Source organism: Streptomyces sp. NPDC059718, from assembly GCF_042733315.1.
GTDB lineage: Bacteria > Actinomycetota > Actinomycetes > Streptomycetales > Streptomycetaceae > Actinacidiphila.
The window spans coordinates 52,994-69,250 of record NZ_JBHWGA010000051.1; the positions used below are offsets into that span (position 1 = coordinate 52,994).

At 72.0% G+C, this 16,257-nt stretch carries 11 protein-coding genes and 1 pseudogene; 6 read left to right on the forward strand and 6 right to left on the reverse strand.

The genetic code is table 11. The annotated features are described in order from the left end of the window. The first annotated feature begins 151 nt into the window (after positions 1 to 151). The 3 genes from ACFV3E_RS38175 to ACFV3E_RS38185 all read left to right on the forward strand — a co-directional run bounded on the left by ACFV3E_RS38175 (position 152) and on the right by ACFV3E_RS38185 (position 2,530). Positions 152 to 1,027: a glycosyltransferase family 2 protein gene (locus tag ACFV3E_RS38175; RefSeq protein ID WP_500539821.1), complete on the forward strand. Its 876-nt coding sequence runs from the start codon at positions 152 to 154 to the stop codon at positions 1,025 to 1,027. A 61-nt stretch (positions 1,028 to 1,088) separates the two neighbouring features. Beyond that, on the forward strand, positions 1,089 to 1,910 hold the full coding sequence (locus tag ACFV3E_RS38180; protein ID WP_500539822.1) for an MBL fold metallo-hydrolase: 822 nt from the start codon (positions 1,089 to 1,091) through the stop codon (positions 1,908 to 1,910). Positions 1,911 to 2,128: 218 nt separating this feature from the next. Next, entirely contained in the window at positions 2,129 to 2,530 is a 402-nt protein-coding gene (locus ACFV3E_RS38185; protein WP_500539824.1) for a YciI family protein, read from the forward strand. A gap of 55 nt (positions 2,531 to 2,585) precedes the next feature. Here ACFV3E_RS38185 and ACFV3E_RS38190 read toward each other — a convergent pair whose 3' ends face one another. Together ACFV3E_RS38190 and ACFV3E_RS38195 are read right to left on the reverse strand one after the other, a co-directional pair. Continuing rightward, positions 2,586 to 2,930, reverse strand: a complete 345-nt coding sequence (locus tag ACFV3E_RS38190; protein WP_500539826.1) for a DUF6188 family protein — start codon at positions 2,928 to 2,930, stop codon at positions 2,586 to 2,588. A gap of 256 nt (positions 2,931 to 3,186) precedes the next feature. Then, the gene (locus ACFV3E_RS38195) at positions 3,187 to 3,969 is read right to left on the reverse strand and encodes a DUF899 domain-containing protein (protein WP_500539828.1); all 783 of its coding nucleotides are present in this window, start codon (positions 3,967 to 3,969) and stop codon (positions 3,187 to 3,189) included. Between the two features lie 370 nt (positions 3,970 to 4,339). On the opposite strand from ACFV3E_RS38195, the pseudogene ACFV3E_RS38200 reads away from it, so the two are divergent. Further along, a pseudogene (locus tag ACFV3E_RS38200) lies at positions 4,340 to 5,849 on the forward strand (CoA-acylating methylmalonate-semialdehyde dehydrogenase). 225 nt (positions 5,850 to 6,074) lie between these two features. Here the strand turns inward: ACFV3E_RS38200 and ACFV3E_RS38205 are convergent. Then, the gene (locus ACFV3E_RS38205; protein WP_500539830.1) at positions 6,075 to 6,707 is read right to left on the reverse strand and encodes a DUF6518 family protein; all 633 of its coding nucleotides are present in this window, start codon (positions 6,705 to 6,707) and stop codon (positions 6,075 to 6,077) included. A gap of 417 nt (positions 6,708 to 7,124) precedes the next feature. Here ACFV3E_RS38205 and ACFV3E_RS38210 point away from each other — a divergent pair, with 417 nt between their 5' ends. Beyond that, positions 7,125 to 7,514 carry a hypothetical protein gene (locus ACFV3E_RS38210; RefSeq protein WP_500539832.1) on the forward strand — a complete coding sequence of 130 codons (390 nt, stop codon included), beginning with the start codon at positions 7,125 to 7,127 and terminating at the stop codon, positions 7,512 to 7,514. 75 nt (positions 7,515 to 7,589) lie between these two features. Here ACFV3E_RS38210 and ACFV3E_RS38215 read toward each other — a convergent pair whose 3' ends face one another. From ACFV3E_RS38215 to ACFV3E_RS38225, 3 genes are all read right to left on the reverse strand, one after another. Further along, entirely contained in the window at positions 7,590 to 8,153 is a 564-nt protein-coding gene (locus ACFV3E_RS38215) for a hypothetical protein (RefSeq protein WP_500539834.1), read from the reverse strand. A gap of 77 nt (positions 8,154 to 8,230) precedes the next feature. Next, positions 8,231 to 11,893, reverse strand: coding sequence for a S8 family peptidase (locus ACFV3E_RS38220; protein ID WP_500539836.1), 3,663 nt, complete (start codon positions 11,891 to 11,893; stop codon positions 8,231 to 8,233). A 459-nt stretch (positions 11,894 to 12,352) separates the two neighbouring features. Further along, complete coding sequence (locus ACFV3E_RS38225) at positions 12,353 to 15,283, reverse strand: helix-turn-helix transcriptional regulator (protein WP_500539839.1); 2,931 nt, start codon at positions 15,281 to 15,283, stop codon at positions 12,353 to 12,355. Positions 15,284 to 15,698: 415 nt separating this feature from the next. Between ACFV3E_RS38225 and ACFV3E_RS38230 the strand changes: the two genes are divergently transcribed. After that, positions 15,699 to 16,073 carry a YidB family protein gene (locus ACFV3E_RS38230; protein ID WP_499509873.1) on the forward strand — a complete coding sequence of 125 codons (375 nt, stop codon included), beginning with the start codon at positions 15,699 to 15,701 and terminating at the stop codon, positions 16,071 to 16,073. Positions 16,074 to 16,257: the final 184 nt, after the last annotated feature.

Consider the following 16,257-nt stretch of genomic DNA (forward strand, 5'->3'; position numbering starts at 1 on the left):
GCGCTGGAGCGTACGCCGCGCCCAACGCCGGGCGCCGGGATTTTCGGCGACGCCCTGTGGCGCCGGTGGTGGCCGGCACCGCACGAGGGGTGTGCCGAGCGCGGGGCGGTTAGCATCGCGAGGACCACTCCCGGACGAATGGAGTTCACCCGTGGGCCACCTGCGCATCGGGGTTGCCGTCCTCACCATGGGCAACCGGCCCGCCGAACTCGATGCGTTGCTGGCCTCGGTCACCGCGCAGGATCTGCCGCCGGCGCGGGTCGTCGTGGTGGGCAACGGGTCCCCGCTGCCGGCGCTGCCGGACGGGGTGACCGGGGTGGTCCTCCCGGAGAACCTGGGGGTGGCGGGTGGTCGCAACGTGGCCCTGCAACGGTTGCGGCAGTTCGCGGATGTCGACGTGGTGGTCGACCTGGACGACGACGGGCTGCTGATCGCGCCCGACGTCTTCCGCCGTTTGGCGGAGCTGTACCGCCGGGACGCGCGGCTGGGCATCGTGTCGTTCCGGATCGCGGACGAACTCGGCCGCACCCAGCGGCGGCACGTGCCGCGGCTCCGGGCGTCGGACCCGATGCGCGGTGGTCTGGTGACGACGTTCCTCGGCGGAGGGCACGCGTTGTCGATGCGGATGCTGGAGGAGGTCGGCGGCTGGCCGGACGCGTTCTTCTACGCCCACGAGGAGACGGATCTGGCGTGGCGGGCGCTGGATGCGGACTGGCGGATCCGGTACGCGCCGGAGCTGGTGCTGCAGCACCCATGGACGTCGCCGACACGGCATGCGGTGTTCTACCGGATGGTTGCCCGGAACCGGGTGTGGCTGGCCAGACGGCGCCTCCCGACCGCCTTGGTGCCGGCGTACCTGGGGGTGTGGGCGGTGCTCACGGTGCTCAAGCGGCCGTCCCCGGAGGGGCTTCGGGCCTGGTGGGGCGGCTTCATGGAGGGTGTCCGCACGCCGTGCGGCGCCCGGAGGCCCATGCGGTGGCGCACCGTCGCGCGGATGACCGCCCTGGGCCGCCCCCCGGTGGTGTGATGTGATCACACAGGGCCCGGCGACGGGCCCCGGTGACAGGTACGACAGGAGAGGTGCCCTCATGAACGATCGGGTCAGCCCCGCCCGCCGCCCCGGCGCGGTGAGCGTCCTCGGGGGGCCCACCACGGTGATCGACATCGGCGGGCTGCGCCTGGTGTCGGACCCCACCTTCGACGACCCGGGCGACCACGGGTACCTCACCAAGACGGCGGGGCCCGCCGTGGGCGAGGACGCCCTGGGGCCGGTGGACGCGGTCCTCGTCAGCCACGACCTCCACCCCGACAACCTGGACACCCGCGGCCGTGCCTTCGCCCTGGGTTCGCCGCTGGTGCTGACCGGGCCCGCCGCCGCGCGGCGTCTGGGCGCCCCGGCCCAGGGGCTGTCGGCCTGGGACCGCGTGGAGCTCCCCCGCCCGGTCGGCGGCACCGTCACCGTGCACGCCGTCCCCGCCCAGCACGGTCCCGACGACGGTGAACGCGACGAGCAGGGCCATGTGAACTGCGAGGTCACCGGCTTCGTCCTGACGGGTGACGAGCTGCCGACCGTCTACGTCAGCGGCGACAACGCCTCGCTCGCGGTGGTGGCCGAGATCGCCCGCCGCATGCCGCCCGTCGATGTGGCCGTCCTGTTCGTGGGCGCGGCGCGCGTCCCGTCGAAGATGCGCGGCCGGCCCCTGACGCTGACCGCGCAGCGGGCCGGTGCCGCCGCCTCCGTACTGGGGTCCCCGGTGGTCGTCGCCGCCCACTGCGACGGATGGGCGCACTTCAGTGAGACCCGCGCCGACATCGAGCGGGCCTTCGACGACGCCGGGCTCGCCGGGCGGCTGCGTACCGCGGGCAACGGCGAATGGATCGACCTGGGTCAGCCGGTCGCCCCGCGCTGACCGGTCGGCACGCGCACCGCCCATGGCGACCCGGCTTCAATTTGCGCATTTAGCCGTGATGGCTCAGCCGCCGCGGGCAACGCGGCAGTCGGCGGCCTGTTCCGCTGTCGACGAGCCCCGGAAGAATCTTGGGCGGTGATGTCGAGAACCCGCGGCCGGCTCCGTCCCCGGGGTGGAGGCGGCCACAATGGGTCGCACCGGCACCAGGGAGAACCACGATGGCCAAGTACCTGCTCCTCAAGCACTACCGCGGCGCACCGGCCGCCGTGAACGACGTGTGCATGGACCAGTGGACGCCCCAGGAGATCTCCGACCACGTCCAGTACATGCAGGACTTCGCCGCCCGCCTGGAGAAGACCGGCGAGTTCGTCGACGGCCAGGCCCTCGCCCCCGAAGGCACCTGGGTCCGCTACGACGGCGAAGGCCGCCCGCCCGTCACCGACGGCCCCTTCGCCGAGACCAAGGACCTCATCGCCGGCTGGATGGTCATCGACGCCGACACCTACGACCGCGCCGTCGAACTCGCCGGAGAACTCTCCGCCGCCCCCGGCGCCGGCGGCAGGCCCATCCACGAATGGCTCGAACTCCGCCCCTTCCACGCCGCACCGCCGGCCCCTTAACCCAACGACCCCGAGCCGGGGCCGGGGCCGGGGCCGGCGCACCGAAGGATCCGCTTCACGCGCCGGACACGTGCCGCACGTCGAACTGAGCGTCCGCGACGATCCACAGGAGCGAACCGGCGTCGAAGGCGATGAGGAACGAGCCGTCGGCGACCACCTCGACGTCCGTGACGGACTGGCCGAACAGGTCGAGCACCGGGGCGAGGGCCGCACCCGTTCCGGGGTGCATGTCGTGGTACTGGCCGTCGTCGCCCCGCAGACGGAACCCCGTCTCCAGGACCAGTTCCCTGGTGCCGCCTGACGTCTCACCTCCGTCCGCAGGGGCGAGACGCAGGCGCACCCGGTCGTCGCACGACGTGTCCCGCACCCGACTGCCGACCAGCGCTTTGAGGCTCTTCACCGCATGACTTCCACATCGCTCTGATGGCCCGGCAGGTGCTCCTGTCGAGCAGGGCACCCCCGCGGTATGCCGCTCGGACAGGCCGCCGGGCTCGGGGAACCGCCACAGATCCGGGGCTGGTGCCGCCACCCAGGGCTGACAACGTTGTCCACCCTACCTCCAACCCCCAACCCGCTCGTGGATGATAACGATCATCCAGTCGCCTCATCAAGCTGACGTTCCGTGGCCCTCCGGCCACGCCGCCGACGACGGCGCGTCAGTGGTGGTGGCCGTGCCGGCCGAGGGTCTCCACAGGGGTCGCGCCCGGGCGGGTCCACTGCGGCACCGGTCGGCTGGTCGGGCCCCAGGTGGCGTGCCCGTCCGCGTCCGAGCGCCAGGACCAGCAGGCGTCGCCGCCCTTGGGCCAGCCCTCGGGCTTGTCCTCCCACGCCTCGCCGCGACCGTAGGGCGTCATGTCGAGCAGGGCCATGGACCCGTTGACCGCTTCGTTGCCGCGCCCCGTCGTGGAGTAGGTGAGGAACACCCGGTCGCCGTCGCGCAGGAAGCAGGTGAGGTACCCCATGCCGCCGCCGGCCGGCCCGTCCACGTCGCGCACCGAGTACCAGGGCTGGGTGTAGCCCATGAACGCGACGTACGAGGCCACCTCGTCCCACCGGCCCGTGGTCACGACGGCGAACGAGACGCCGCGGGCGTTGAGGTAGACGGCGTCCTTCAGGTGCCAGGCCGTGGTGGTGCAGCCCTCGCACTGCCCCTGGTGCGGCGCGCCGTCGTGCCACATGTGCTTGTAGACCACGAGCTCGTCGCGGCCCTGGAACAGGTCCAGGAACGGGACCGGGCCGTCGGGTCCGACGACCTCGACCGTCCCGTCGAACTCCACCATCGGCAGCCGGCGGCGCGCCGCGGCAAGGGCGTCGCCCTCGCGGGTGTGGGCCTTCTCGCGGACCAGGAGCTCGTCACGGGCGGCCTGCCAGGTGGCCAGGTCCACGACCGGCGGGCGGCCGGGCAGTGCGGTGGTCGGGTCGTCCGGTGTGGTCGTCATGGTGTCCTCCGTGGTGTCTGGTGCCGGGCAGCGCCGTACGGCCGTCGTACGGCGTCCTGCGACGGTCACCGGAACAGACTCCCGCCGCGGCCGGAACTCATCGCGCCGGGCGCGAACGGTGGCTCCCGGCATGCGGGTGATCCAGCCCACGACAGTTCGGGACACGCGGCAGGCACTTCGGGCCGCCGGGCTCCCCAGCGCCTTTTCGTGCCGATCGGAACCGTAACTTCGATATCAGCAGTCGCGCGCTCCCGGGCTGGGGGGCGTGTCCGTGGACAGGACCGCGGACCTCCGGCTGCAGTCAGGGTCCGTGAGGTGGACGACAGGAACCTCACTGCCCGCCGCCGTCACCTTTGGAGGAGTTCCGCCGATGAAGACCGTCACCCACTGGATCGGTGGCAGGCCCTACGGAGACGCCGCAGGCGCCTCCGGCACCTGGGGACCCGTGACCGACCCCGCGACCGGAGCGGTCACCACCCAGGTCGCGATGGCCGGCGCCGACGAGGTCGACGCCGCGGTCGCGGCGGCGAAGGAGGCCTACGCCACCTGGCGCACGTCCCCGCTCGCGCAGCGGATCGCGATCCTCTTCCGCTACCGCGAGTTGCTGGACGCGCGCCGCGACGACCTGGCCGCGCTGATCACCGCCGAGCAGGGCAAGGTCCACGCGGACGCGCTGGGCGAGGTGGCGCGGGGCCTGGAGATCGTCGAACTGGCCTGCGGGCTGGGCACGGCGCTCAAGGGCGACACGTCCACCGAGGTATCGAGCGATGTCGACGTGACGTCGATCCGGCAGCCGCTCGGCGTGGTCGTGGGCATCTCGCCGTTCAACTTCCCGGCGATGATCGGCATGTGGATGTTCCCCATGGCGATCGCCTGCGGGAACACCTTCGTCCACAAGCCCAGCAGCAAGGCCCCTTCCGCGTCCATGCTCCTCGCGGAGCTCGCGGCCGAGGCGGGCGTGCCCGACGGGGTGCTCAACATCGTGCACGGCGACGAGGTCGCGGTGAACGCGCTGCTCGACCACCCGGACGTGGCAGCAGTGTCCTTCGTGGGCTCCACGCCGGTCGCCCGCCACGTCTACCGCAGGGCGTCCGCGAGCGGCAAGCGCGTCCAGGCCCTCGGCGGCGCGAAGAACCACATGCTGGTCCTGCCCGACGCCGACCTCGACGCGGCCGCCGACGCCGCCGTGAACGCCGCCTACGGCTCCGCGGGCCAGCGCTGCATGGCGGTCTCCGTGGTGGTCGCGGTCGGCTCGGCGGGCGACGCGCTGGTGTCGCGGATCGCCGAGCGGGCCACGAAGGTCACGATCGGCCCGGGCGACGACCCGACCTCCGAGATGGGCCCTCTCGTCACCAAGGCACACCGTGACGAGGTCGCGGAGTACGTCGCGGGCGCGGCCGCCCAGGGCGCCGATGTGGTGCTCGACGGCAGGGACTTCACCGTCGAGGGCCGCGAGAACGGGCACTGGATGGGCATCTCGCTCCTCGACAACGTCAGCACCGACTCGGACGTCTACCGGAACGAGATCTTCGGCCCCGTCCTGTGCGTGCTCCGCGCGGAGACCTACGAGGAGGCCATGCGCATCATCAACGGCTCCCCGTTCGGCAACGCCAGCTCGGTCTTCACCCGAGACGGCGGCGCGGCCCGCCGGTTCCAGTTGGAGGTCGAGACCGGCATGGTCGGCGTGAACGTCCCGATGCCGGTGCCGGTGGGCTACCACTCCTTCGGTGGCTGGAAGGACTCGGCCTTCGGCGACCACCGCATGTACGGCAGCGAAGCCGTGCACTTCTACACGCGCGGCAAGGTCATCACGAGCCGCTGGCCGGACCCGGCCGAGCCGACGGCCGGCTGACGACCTGAGCTTCCCCTCGTCCCGCTGACCGCCCCCCACACGCGGCCGCACCGGCTCCCCTTCCGTGCCGGTGCGGCCGTCGGCCCTTCCGCGCGGGGCGCCGTCCGCCTGGCCGTGGGAGACCGGGCGCCTGGAACGGCGTTGACGAGCCGGGACCCGGACGGCCTGGTCGGACGGACCGCCCTCCTCTCCCCCCGCTGCGACTCCCGACGTCGCTGACGCGGGCTCCACTTCACCACACCGTTCGGACCGGTCAGAGGAGGGCATCGAGGACGAACACCTCCGCCAGGTGGAAGACGACAGCGCCCACTGGCGCGAGCGCGGCGCACGCCCAGTAGCGGTGCACCCCGGCGCGCGCCAGGTAGACGGTCAGGAGGACGGTGACCAGCGCGCCGACGGTCAGGAAGACAGCCGCCTCTCCCCAGTAATGGAGTGCCAGGCCCAGCCAGAGCCCCTCCCCCGGCACCACGGTGGCGATGACGGCCCCGGCCACGGCCCGTACGTCGCCCCGTCCGCGCCGTACCGTCCACCCGGCCCACCCCAGCAGGGGCCCTCCGGCCAGTCCTGCCGCGCCCCACACGGCGGCGGTTCCGAGCCCTCCGGCACCGAAGGTGTCCCCGAGCGTGGATGTCGTGTAGTAGCCGCAGCAGGTGGCGAGCATCATCGCCGCGCCGCCCCAGACGGCATGGGAGCGAACCTGTATCAGCGCACCGGCCGCGGCGGTCCAGATGATCCAGGTCGACGACGAGTTGGTCGCCCGCTCCAGCAAGGGTGTCGTCCCGTGCAGGCCGTAGGTGGCCCAGCCGAGCAGCAACCCGAAGGCCACGGTGGCGGCAAGGACGGCGAGGCGGTGGTTGACGGACCGTGACGCGAGTGCGGTAGCCATGCGGCAGCACTATACACATCACGTATACACTCAAGGTATAGCTTCCTTGCCCGTAATCCGTCACAGGCTTCCGGGCTCACGCGTCAGCCCCTCGATGAAGGACCGGAAGTCCGAGGCAAGGTGCAACTCCGCTTCGAGTTCCGCGTCGAACCAGGTCACGGAAGGCTCCCCGTGCTGTCCGCAGGCTCGGTAGTCCAGCCCGATCCAGCAGGGGCCGTCACAATCGGTCGGTCAGGGGCTCCTGAATTCCGTACCGGCTCTCGGGGTCCCAGAGGGAGCGGCGAAGGTCCTCGAAGCGTGCCATGGCCGGAATCGTAGGAGGTGCGATTCCAATGTGGCGCTTCGTCCCGTGGCCCGGGACGGGCGGCCCGGTCGCCGGTGGGAACGCACGCGCGGAGCACCCAGTAGAGTCCTGGCATGCTGCTTTTCCACTTCACGCGGCCGGAGCTGTGGCCGCTGATCCTGGCAGACGCAGAGATCAAGGCGACCTGGCCGGCGGCTCAGGAGGACAGGCACGAGCTGGCGGGGACCGTGCACCTCACGTCCGATCCCAGCCCCGCCTCGCTCCCCGGACCCTTCCGGGACTGCACGGTGCGGTTCACCGTGGAAGTGCCGGCCCCGGAGGCGCAACGGTGGCACGCGTGGGCGGGCACCAGGCTGCCGGCCCAGACCGTCCACGTGCTGACGGCGACGCACTTCGGAGAGCGCCCCGACGAGTGGTTCGTCGTGGAGCGGGCCATCCCGTCGGCGGAGTGGGTCGCGGTCGTGGATCTGCAGGTGCAGAAACCGCTGTGGCCCCAGCCGTAGACGTCCACAGCCCGAACAGGGCGGGGCGAGACTCGGTCTCGCCCCGCCCTGTTCAGGTGTTCCCGGCCGTGCCCGTCAGCGCAACGTGTACGCGGTGGGGATGGTCTGCCTGACGGTGTTGCCCTTGCTGTCGGTAGCGCTGATCCGCAGTCCGACGCCGTCGACGGCCTGGTCCCGCCGAGGGTTCTTGATCGTCGTGGTGAAGGTGTCCTTTCCGGTGGCCCGGGTGGTCGCCGGGTGCCAGGTCTTGCCCCCGTCGAAGGTGGTCTCCGCCTTCAGGGACGTCACCTTGGGCAGGGCGGTGAGGCTTTCCTGGTAGTAGCCGACGACGGTGATGTCGTGGTTCTCCCCGGCCTTGACGGTGTTGTCCAGGGCCAGGTCGAAGTCGTAGCGCAGGAAGATCAGCGGCTCCGGGCGGCAGGCCGCCTGGTTGCTGCCGACCACCTCGCCGATGCACGGGCTCAGCTTCGGGGCGTCGTCCTTGGTCGCCTCGGCGGAGGTGTACTGCCACACCGTCTTGACGTCGTTGGTCTCCGTCTCGAACGTGTACCGGGCCGACTTCGCCGGAAGGTCGTAGGAGACGAGGTCACCGCCCTTGCAGCCGGAGAGGGCCAGCATCGCCGCGGCTGCGAGCACCACGAGGGCCCCTCTGCGGCGCCGTGCCGATGGCACAGGGGTGTTCATCGTGTCGGTCTCCTTAGCGGTGTCGAGTGCCATCACAGGGTCGCCCAGGTCTCGTCCGGGAGGTGCTGCGTGTGACGCTCGATCTCGTCACCGGACGCGTTCAGCAGCTTGAAGTCGCAGGTGGAGTCGAGGTTCGGAATGGTGGGCGAGGGAACCGTCCCGCAGGAGGGGATCTCGAGGAACTCGTGCTGGAGCAGCTCGTCGTCGACGATGCCGATCAGGGCCTGGCGGCCGCCGCCGCTGCCCGTCAGGTAGACGGTGGGGTAGAAGGTGTCGCCCTGCCGGCAGCCCGAGCAGGGTCCCGCCTCGACCGAGAAGCCGGACTCGGTCCGCACCTGCTGCACGGCTCCCGGTACGGCCGGCCCCGCGTTCCAGTGGATCTCGTCCCTGCCGGTGAGGACCATGTCGTTCATCTCGGTGCGGTTGTGCGCCAGGAAGGAGTCCGCTCCGACCTCGGCCCAGGAGGCGGTGAACCGGCTGATCGCGTTGTCCTCCTGCTTGACGAAGGTGGTCATGGTCTGCCGCGTGGCCGGGTGCGGCAGGGACACCTGCGACGTGACGGGGGTGGCCTGGAGGGACTGCTTCCAGCTCAGCTGGTGCACCTCACCGGGCCGTGACGCGTGGAAGGAGAGGTCGACCCGGTCCAGATCGCCCTTTCCGACCTTGTAGGCGTTCGGCCGGATCTGTCCCTCGTCGTGGTACCTGGCGGCGTACGCCCTCGGCACGACGCTGCCGCCGAGGCTGATCTCGACGTGCTTCCGGTCGGCCTTGATCCGCTTGATCAGGCCTTCGGCCTCGGCGTAGGGCACGCTCACGATGGGCAGTGCGGCGTACGGCTGGATCGCCGGGCAGCTCTGCGGCCCGTCCACGCACTGGTCCAACTCCGAGGGGCGGCCCAGCGAGGTGAGGCCCGGTGCCGCGACCAGCACGCCGACGGCCCCGGCTGTGGCAGCGGCCGCCACCCGCTCGTCCCGGAGCTTCACGTAGTCGCAGGTGCCCTGACAGATGTCGGTCGGCGTGAGGAGTACGAGCTTGCCCCGGGCGTCGACGTCCGCGAGTTCGGCGGCTGTCCCGGTGCCGGCGTGGACCACCGGCAGGTCTCCCTTGACCGGCAGGCGGGGAACCTGGATCGCGGCTTCGCGGGTGCTCGGGTCCCCGTTGTCGCGCAGCCACGCCTGCGTCTCGGTCAGCCCGCCGTCCGGGGTCACGTAGCGGGGGGACAGGCTGGAGGGGGCACCGCCGCCGGTGGCGCGCATGGTGACGACGGGAGTCGTCCGCGAGCTGTAGAAGTCGTGGGTGAAGGTGCCCTCGCTCACCTTGCCGGTGGGCAGCACCCACCAGTTCGGCTCGCCGGCCTTGTAGTCGTACGAGAGCGCCGAGCCCATCGCCCAGGCCCCGGTCGCCGACACCCGGTTGACGACGTCGGTCGCGTTGTAGGTCTCGGTGGACTCCGGGTACTGCACGCTCAGCGGCTTGGCCTTGCGCAGGTCCAGCGTGACCGTGCTCGCCTTGGTGAGGCTCACCTCCGGTGCGATCGGCTGGACCTGCTGCCACTGGCCGGCCGCGTCCCGCCAGGTGACCGGCATCTGCACCGCGTAGGTGCCGCGGAAGAGCTGCTCGGTCACGGTGTCCGCGCCGACTTCGAAGGCCTGGCCCGCGTGCAGGTGGACCTGGTCGTCGACCGGCATGAAGGTGGCGGTGCCGTAACGGACGTCGGTGGCACCCGCCGGCGGAACGACGTTCAGAGTCAGCGGGAACTTCTGGGCTTCGACGAAGGTGTGGATGCCCGAGCTCAGCCGTATCGCGCCGGAGTCGTCACGGGCGCTCAGCAGCCCGTTGTAGCCGCCGTGCGCCCCGTCGGTGCCCAGCACGCTGCCGTCGAGCGTCACCGACACCTCGGCGGACCCGCCTGCGGGAACGACCACCGTGTCCGTGCTGAGGGTGAACAGGCCTGCCGCGGCCGGCTTGCCGTCGGCGAAGGAGACCGGCATCGTCAGATGCAACGTGGTCGCCTTGTCGCTGCGGTTGGTGTACGTGATCTTCTTCGTCACCGCCGACTGCGGGTAGGTCAGGCGGCCGAAGTTCAGGTTCCCCTTCGGGACGATCTGCGGATTGGTCGCGGTCGCCAGGTCCACCAGGCCCCTGCCCTGGGCGTACATGTCGTGGCCCAGGTCGCTCGCGGTGTCCATCAGCAGCGCCTTGATCTGCTGACCGGTCAGCTCCGGGTGCTGCTGGGCGACGATGGCCGCGGCGCCGGCCACGTGGGGCGTGGCCATCGAGGTCCCGTTGGAGGACGTGTAGTACTCGTCCACCACGGTGCCCATGGCCGTGCCGGCGGCGCGTGCCGCGACGATGTCGACGCCGGGAGCCGCGATGTCCGGCTTGGCTGCGCCGTCCCCGATCCGCGGTCCGCGGTTGGAGAAGGTGGCCATGTCGCCGTTCTTGTCGACGGCCGCGACGGTCAGGGCGTCGTCGGCGGAGCCCGGGGAGACGACCTTCTGGGCGATGAAGCCGGAGTTTCCGGCCGCGACCACGAACAGGGTCCCGGTGGCGCGGCTGAGCTCGTTGAGCGCCTGGCTCATCGGGTCGGTGCCGTCGGTGGGTTCACCGCCGAGGCTCATGTTGACGACCTTGGCCCCCGAGTGGGCGGCCCAGTCCATGGCCGCGATGATCCCGTCGTCGGGGCACTGCCCGTTGTCGTCGCAGACCTTGCCGACCAGCAGCTTGGCGCCGGGGGCGACGCCCTTGCGCAGCCCCTTGGACGCGGCGCCGCTGCCGAGGACCGTGGAGGCCACGTGGGTGCCGTGTCCGTGCCCGTCCTTGGTGCCCGTGGGACTGCCGGTGAAGTCGACCTGCCCGGCGATGCTTCCGGACACGTCCGGGTGGGTGGCGTCGATGCCGGTGTCCAGCACCGCCACGGTCACGCCGGTGCCATCGTAGCCGCGCTCCCAGGCGACGGGCGCACCGATCTGCGGCACCGACTGCTCGAGGTCGACATGCGACATGCCGTTGAGCCAGACCTTCTTGACCCCGGCCAGGGAACCGGCGGACCGGGCGGCGGCGGACGTGGAGTCCGTCTTGCCCCGTACCCCCTGCCACCACCGTCCGCCGTCGGCGATGTTCATCGAGCGGCCGTTGATGCTCGGGAGCGCCCTGCCGCCCGACGCTCCGGCGACCTTCCGGGTCTTGTCGGCGCCGGCCGTGCCGGTGTAGGTGACGAGCACCGGCACCGCGTCGCCCTTGCCCGCAGCGACGAGCGTCACCAGCTGGGACAGGTCGAAGAGCCCCCAGTCGAGCAGTCCCTTGCCGACCAGCGCGAGGGCGTCGTCCGGCACGACGTACACCTTGCCCTGGCGGGTGATGGTGTGGAACACGCCCGGGGGTCCATCGGGCCGATCCGCGCTGTCGATGTCGCGGACGACGGGCTTGCCGTCGTCGTCGACGCCGACGTGCACCTTGTCGCCGGTGATCAGCGTCACCGGGACGGATCCGCCGGACGCGGAGACGATCCGTGCCAGGTCGTCGTTGGCGATCATCGTCGGGCTGCTCGTCTGTACGACCCCGGGAAGCAGCGGCTTCCGGGTCGGCTCGGCAGCCTGGGTCGCCGTGGTCGACACGACCATGCCGAAGACGGTCAGACCGACGGTCACCGCGCCCAGGCGTCTACCGAGACGCTTCCTTGAGCTTCGCCTCATCTATGAGTCTCCTGTGAGATGAATGACGGGGGATATCGGGGGAGGTTCGGCGTGGGGACGTGCGGGACGTCTGCGATCGGACTCCCCGTGCGCGAGGACTCCGCGCCCCCACCAGGTGGACTGGCTCGGGCGGCGCCCCGCGCCACGGGCGATCACGGTCCGCCCCTGGGCCTCCGCGCTAGAGCGGTTCGTACTCGCCGGCAACGGCGGCATCACCCGCGTCCTCGGTGGTCGGGGCGTCTGCCGGATCGGCCTGCGGTCCTGCCGGTACCGGTCCGTCCTTCGCACGGCGTGCCGAAACGGCCGGGTCATCTGCCGGTTCGGGTGTCAGCGGTTCTGCGGGCAACATGGGGACGAGTGTGCAACCGGGGCCGGCGCCGGCTCGATTGGTCAGATGCGGGATTTAACTCGTCGTTCGCCCGTGCGCCCTTTTTTTCGTCCCCGGCGACGGCGGTGAATTCACTCGTCGCCCGGCGGTGTTCGCCCCTGCTCGCCCACGATCCCCAACTCCACGACCCTGAGGGCGAGTCCGGTCCGCGACGTCACCTGCAGTTTGCGCATGGCCGACTTCACCTGGCTGGCCACGGTCTGCGTCGACACCACCAGCACGTCGGCGATCTGCCGGTTCGTCCGGCCGTCGAGCAGCAGGCGGGCGACTTCCAATTCGCGCGGGGAGAGGTGGTTGCCGTAGCTGGGCCGTCCCCGGCCGCGCGTCTCGCGGGTGTCCCCACCCCGCTCGTTCAGGGTCCGTGCCACCCGGTCGGCGTCGTGGTGGGCGCCGAGTTCCGACAGCGCTCGCCGGACGTCGGACAGCACCGGCAGCGCGGCCTCGTCCCGGCCGTCGGCGAGCAGGCAGCGGGCGTGGCGCTCCCGTGCGAGCAGGGCGTCGTAGGGGCGCGGCAGCGCCTGCCAGGCGTCGGCCGCCCGGGCGAACAGCGAGGCGGCGTCGGCGAGCCGGCCGCCGGCTTCGGCCAGGATGGCGCGGCACAGCACCACGGACGCCCGCGGCGCCGGGGCGTCCCTGTCGCCCAGGGCCCCCTCGAAGGTGTCGGCGAGGTCGGCGGCGCGGCCGAGCTGACCGGCGGCGACCAGGGCCGCGACCCGTGCCGGGGCGAACTCGACGGCCCGGGACCAGATGCCGCCGCTGACGGCGATCTCGGCCGGCTGGTCGGTGAGGCGGAGCGCCTCCTCGACGTCGCCGTCGCGCAGGCACAGCTGCGCCAGCGCGGCCGCGGCCTCGATGCGTTGCTGGTCGTCGCGTCCGGCGAAGCGCAGGCGTGCCTGCGCTGCCTCCCGGTCCCCGGCGGCGGCCTGGATCAGGCCCGCCACGAGCGCGGCCTCGCACCGGTCCTTCAGCCGGACGCCGCCGTCGTCGTCGACCAGCCGCGCCGTCCGCTCGGCGAGTCCCGCCCAGGCGCCGGTGAACCAGTCGAGGTGGGCCCGGGAGGAGGCGATGCTGTCGAGGTAGTCCAGGAGCTGGTGGCGCTCGGCGAGTGCCTGGGCCGTGGCCAGCCGTGCCCTGGCCTCGTCGTACCGGCCCCATCGCGTCGCCTCCTCGCCGACGTTCGTGTGGCCTATCGCGACGATGGCCGCCGCCCGGGGGTCGGATACGTCGTCCGGGATCTGCCGGGCCGCGTCCCAGCCGGCCTCCTCGCCGAGCATGAGCAGCGCGAAGGCGCGTTCCACGAACAGGCGCAACCGGTCGTGGGAGGCCATCGCCTGGGCCAGCGGCGGTGCTTCCTGCAGCCATCGCAGGTGTTCCGCGACCGGGCGTGCGTTCCCCAGGGGCAGCGCGAGCAGGATGCGGGCGCGCGGCGCCTCCGGCGAGTCCGGTGCGAGATGGGGCACCGCTCGCAGGATCTCGAGACGGCCCGCCTCGATCTCTCCCGCCACCATGAGGACCCGGCCGACCTGGAAGCGGACCAGGGCCTGCTGTCCCGGCGTCAGGACCTGGCTGCCGAGGGCCGCTCGCAGCGCGTCGATGGTCTTCGAGTACGGGTCGGAGCCGGACAGCGCCTGGAACTGGATCTTCGTCACCAGCCGTACCAGCGGTTCCGCCGGGAGGGCCACGGTGGTCACCAGGTTGTGCAGCAGCAGTGCAGAGGTGGCCACGTCTCCGGACTGGACGCAGAGGTCGGCCGCCTGCTCGGTGTACCGGCACGCGGCGTCGACCTCGCCGGCCAGCCGGAAGTGCCGGGCCAACTGCGCCACCGGCGGCATCGGCCATCGCTCCAGTGCCCGGCCCGCGCGCAGATGCATGGCGCGCCGCTCCTCGGCCGGGATGGCGTCGTACACGGCGTGACACGCCAGCGAGTGGCGGAACGACCACTGCCCGGGCCTGTCCTCACGCAGCAGGCCGCAGCCGAGCGCCTCGGCCGCCTGCGCGGCGAACCGGTCCTCGGGCAGGCCGGTCACGGCCCTCAGGGTCGCGTGGTCGGCCGGGCCGGACAGTACCGACACCGCGTACAGGACGGTCCGGTCATCGGGCCGGAGCCGCTGGACGCGTTCGAGCATGGCGTCGCGGATCGTGGGCGGCACGTCGATGCGGTCCAGCCGGCGCCGTGCCCACCCGCCGTCCTGGCTGATCAGGTCGGCCCGGTCGTGCATCAACCGCACCGACTCCTCCACCGCCAGCGGCACGCCCTCCGTGCGTGCGTGCAGGAAGGTCGCGAACTCGGTCGAGACGTGGCCGCCGGCCAGCATCGACGAGACGAATGACGCGGTCTCGGGGATGTCCAGCGGCCGCAGTGTCAGCCTGACCAGGTGAGCGTCGGCGGGCGGGCGGGCGGACAGCCGCAACAGCAGCGAGTCGGCGGGCACCTCCTCCCGCCGGTAGGTCAGCACCACGCTCAGCGTCTGCGGTCGGCGGGAGACCAGGAACAGCAGGAACTCCAGCGTCGCCTCGTCCGCCCAGTGGACGTCCTCGATCGCCAGCACCGCGACGTCGAGCCGGCCGAGGACCTCGACGAACGCGCGGAACAGCCGGTGCCGGGCGGCGCTCGCGTCCTCCAGTGGCTCCGGTGCCGGAGGCAGGTCGTCGGCCCACTCGGGGAACAGGGGCCGCAGCGCACCGCCCAGCCCGCTCAGCCCCAGGATGGCAACGTTGTCAACGCCGTCGCGCACCGCGTCCACGACCGCACCGAGCGTGTACGGCACCCGCAGCTCCGGGCAGGCCCCGACGAGGACACGACGTCCCCGCTCGGCCTGCGACCCCAGGAATTCACGCAAGAGCCGGGTCTTGCCGATACCCGCCTCACCGTCGAGCAGGACGACCGCGGGGGCCGGCCCGAGCGCCCCGTCCAGGGCGGCGAGCTCCCGGTCCCGGCCGACGAACCGCGGCGCGGAGAGCGCCGGATGCCGACCGGCTTCGGTCTCGGTCCGTCCAGCCACCGTCCGCTCCCTTGGTCGATCAGCGCTACGCCGGTGCTGACTTTATCCGGGAGAGATCATTTGGGTGGCGGTATCGGCTCGGACAGTTGAACGACGAGCGGTTCCGCGGCCTCCTCGTACGGGGTCGCCATCGCGTCGCGCATGTTCCCGGCGCCGACGCCGCGCCTGCCGGTCGCCGGCCCGGCCCGGCACCACGCCGACACGCGCCGGGGGGGGGCCTCCTCACGTCACCCGAATGGGCTAATCGCACGGCGGCCGCGGACGTCTCGTGCTGGCCTGGAGAGGGGTGTACGAGCGAGGCGACAGCATGTGCGACCTGCGGCAACAGTATGTCGGCCCCACCCCATCGCCGACCGGCGCAGCATCCGAAATCGCCGCGTGTCGCCCGCACAGACCACAACCACGGGAGTAACCGATGGCTGACCCCACGAAGAGCAGCGGCGGCGGCATGATGGACGAGCTGCAGGCACTGCTCGAGGGTGCGACGAAGCTCCTGAGCGACAGCGGCCTGAAGGGCGTCGTCGACTCATGGCTCGGCAACGGTCCCAACGAACCGGTCACGACGAGGCAGATCGAGGACGCGTTCGGCGCCGACAAGGTGGCCGAGGCCAGCAAGCAGGCCGGCGTGAAGCCCGACGCCCTCGCCGCCGAACTGCCCGAGGTCATCGACAAGGCGTCTCCCGACGGCAAGATCGACATACGCAGTAGCAGCATCGAGCCGTCCTCCATCGACGCCCGCAAGGAATCGGTCATCGACGTGCTGGGCCACACGATCGAGCGCCGCGGGTGACCACCGGCGACGACAGACGCAGGGCCGGCGCTCACCCGTAGCGCCGGCCCTGTCCGTTCCGGATCACGGAGCCGGAGCAGCCCTGCCCGAAGCGCCCTGCCGCGGGGCCGCGGCGGCTCGCGGCCCCGGGGGGCCGGCGGTGGGGGGGCCGGAGGGGGGGGGGGCCCCCGGCGCCGGCGGGGCG

What these genes read in the sequence shown, in the direction of transcription:
- ACFV3E_RS38180 (WP_500539822.1), top strand. Translation starts at nt 1,089, where the DNA reads ATGAACGATCGGGTCAGCCCCGCCCGCCGCCCCGGCGCGGTGAGCGTC.
- ACFV3E_RS38185 (WP_500539824.1), top strand. Translation starts at nt 2,129, where the DNA reads ATGGCCAAGTACCTGCTCCTCAAGCACTACCGCGGCGCACCGGCCGCC.
- ACFV3E_RS38195 (WP_500539828.1), bottom strand. Translation starts at nt 3,969, where the DNA reads ATGACGACCACACCGGACGACCCGACCACCGCACTGCCCGGCCGCCCG.
- ACFV3E_RS38205 (WP_500539830.1), bottom strand. Translation starts at nt 6,707, where the DNA reads ATGGCTACCGCACTCGCGTCACGGTCCGTCAACCACCGCCTCGCCGTC.
- ACFV3E_RS38210 (WP_500539832.1), top strand. Translation starts at nt 7,125, where the DNA reads ATGCTGCTTTTCCACTTCACGCGGCCGGAGCTGTGGCCGCTGATCCTG.
- ACFV3E_RS38220 (WP_500539836.1), bottom strand. Translation starts at nt 11,893, where the DNA reads ATGAGGCGAAGCTCAAGGAAGCGTCTCGGTAGACGCCTGGGCGCGGTG.
- ACFV3E_RS38230 (WP_499509873.1), top strand. Translation starts at nt 15,699, where the DNA reads ATGGCTGACCCCACGAAGAGCAGCGGCGGCGGCATGATGGACGAGCTG.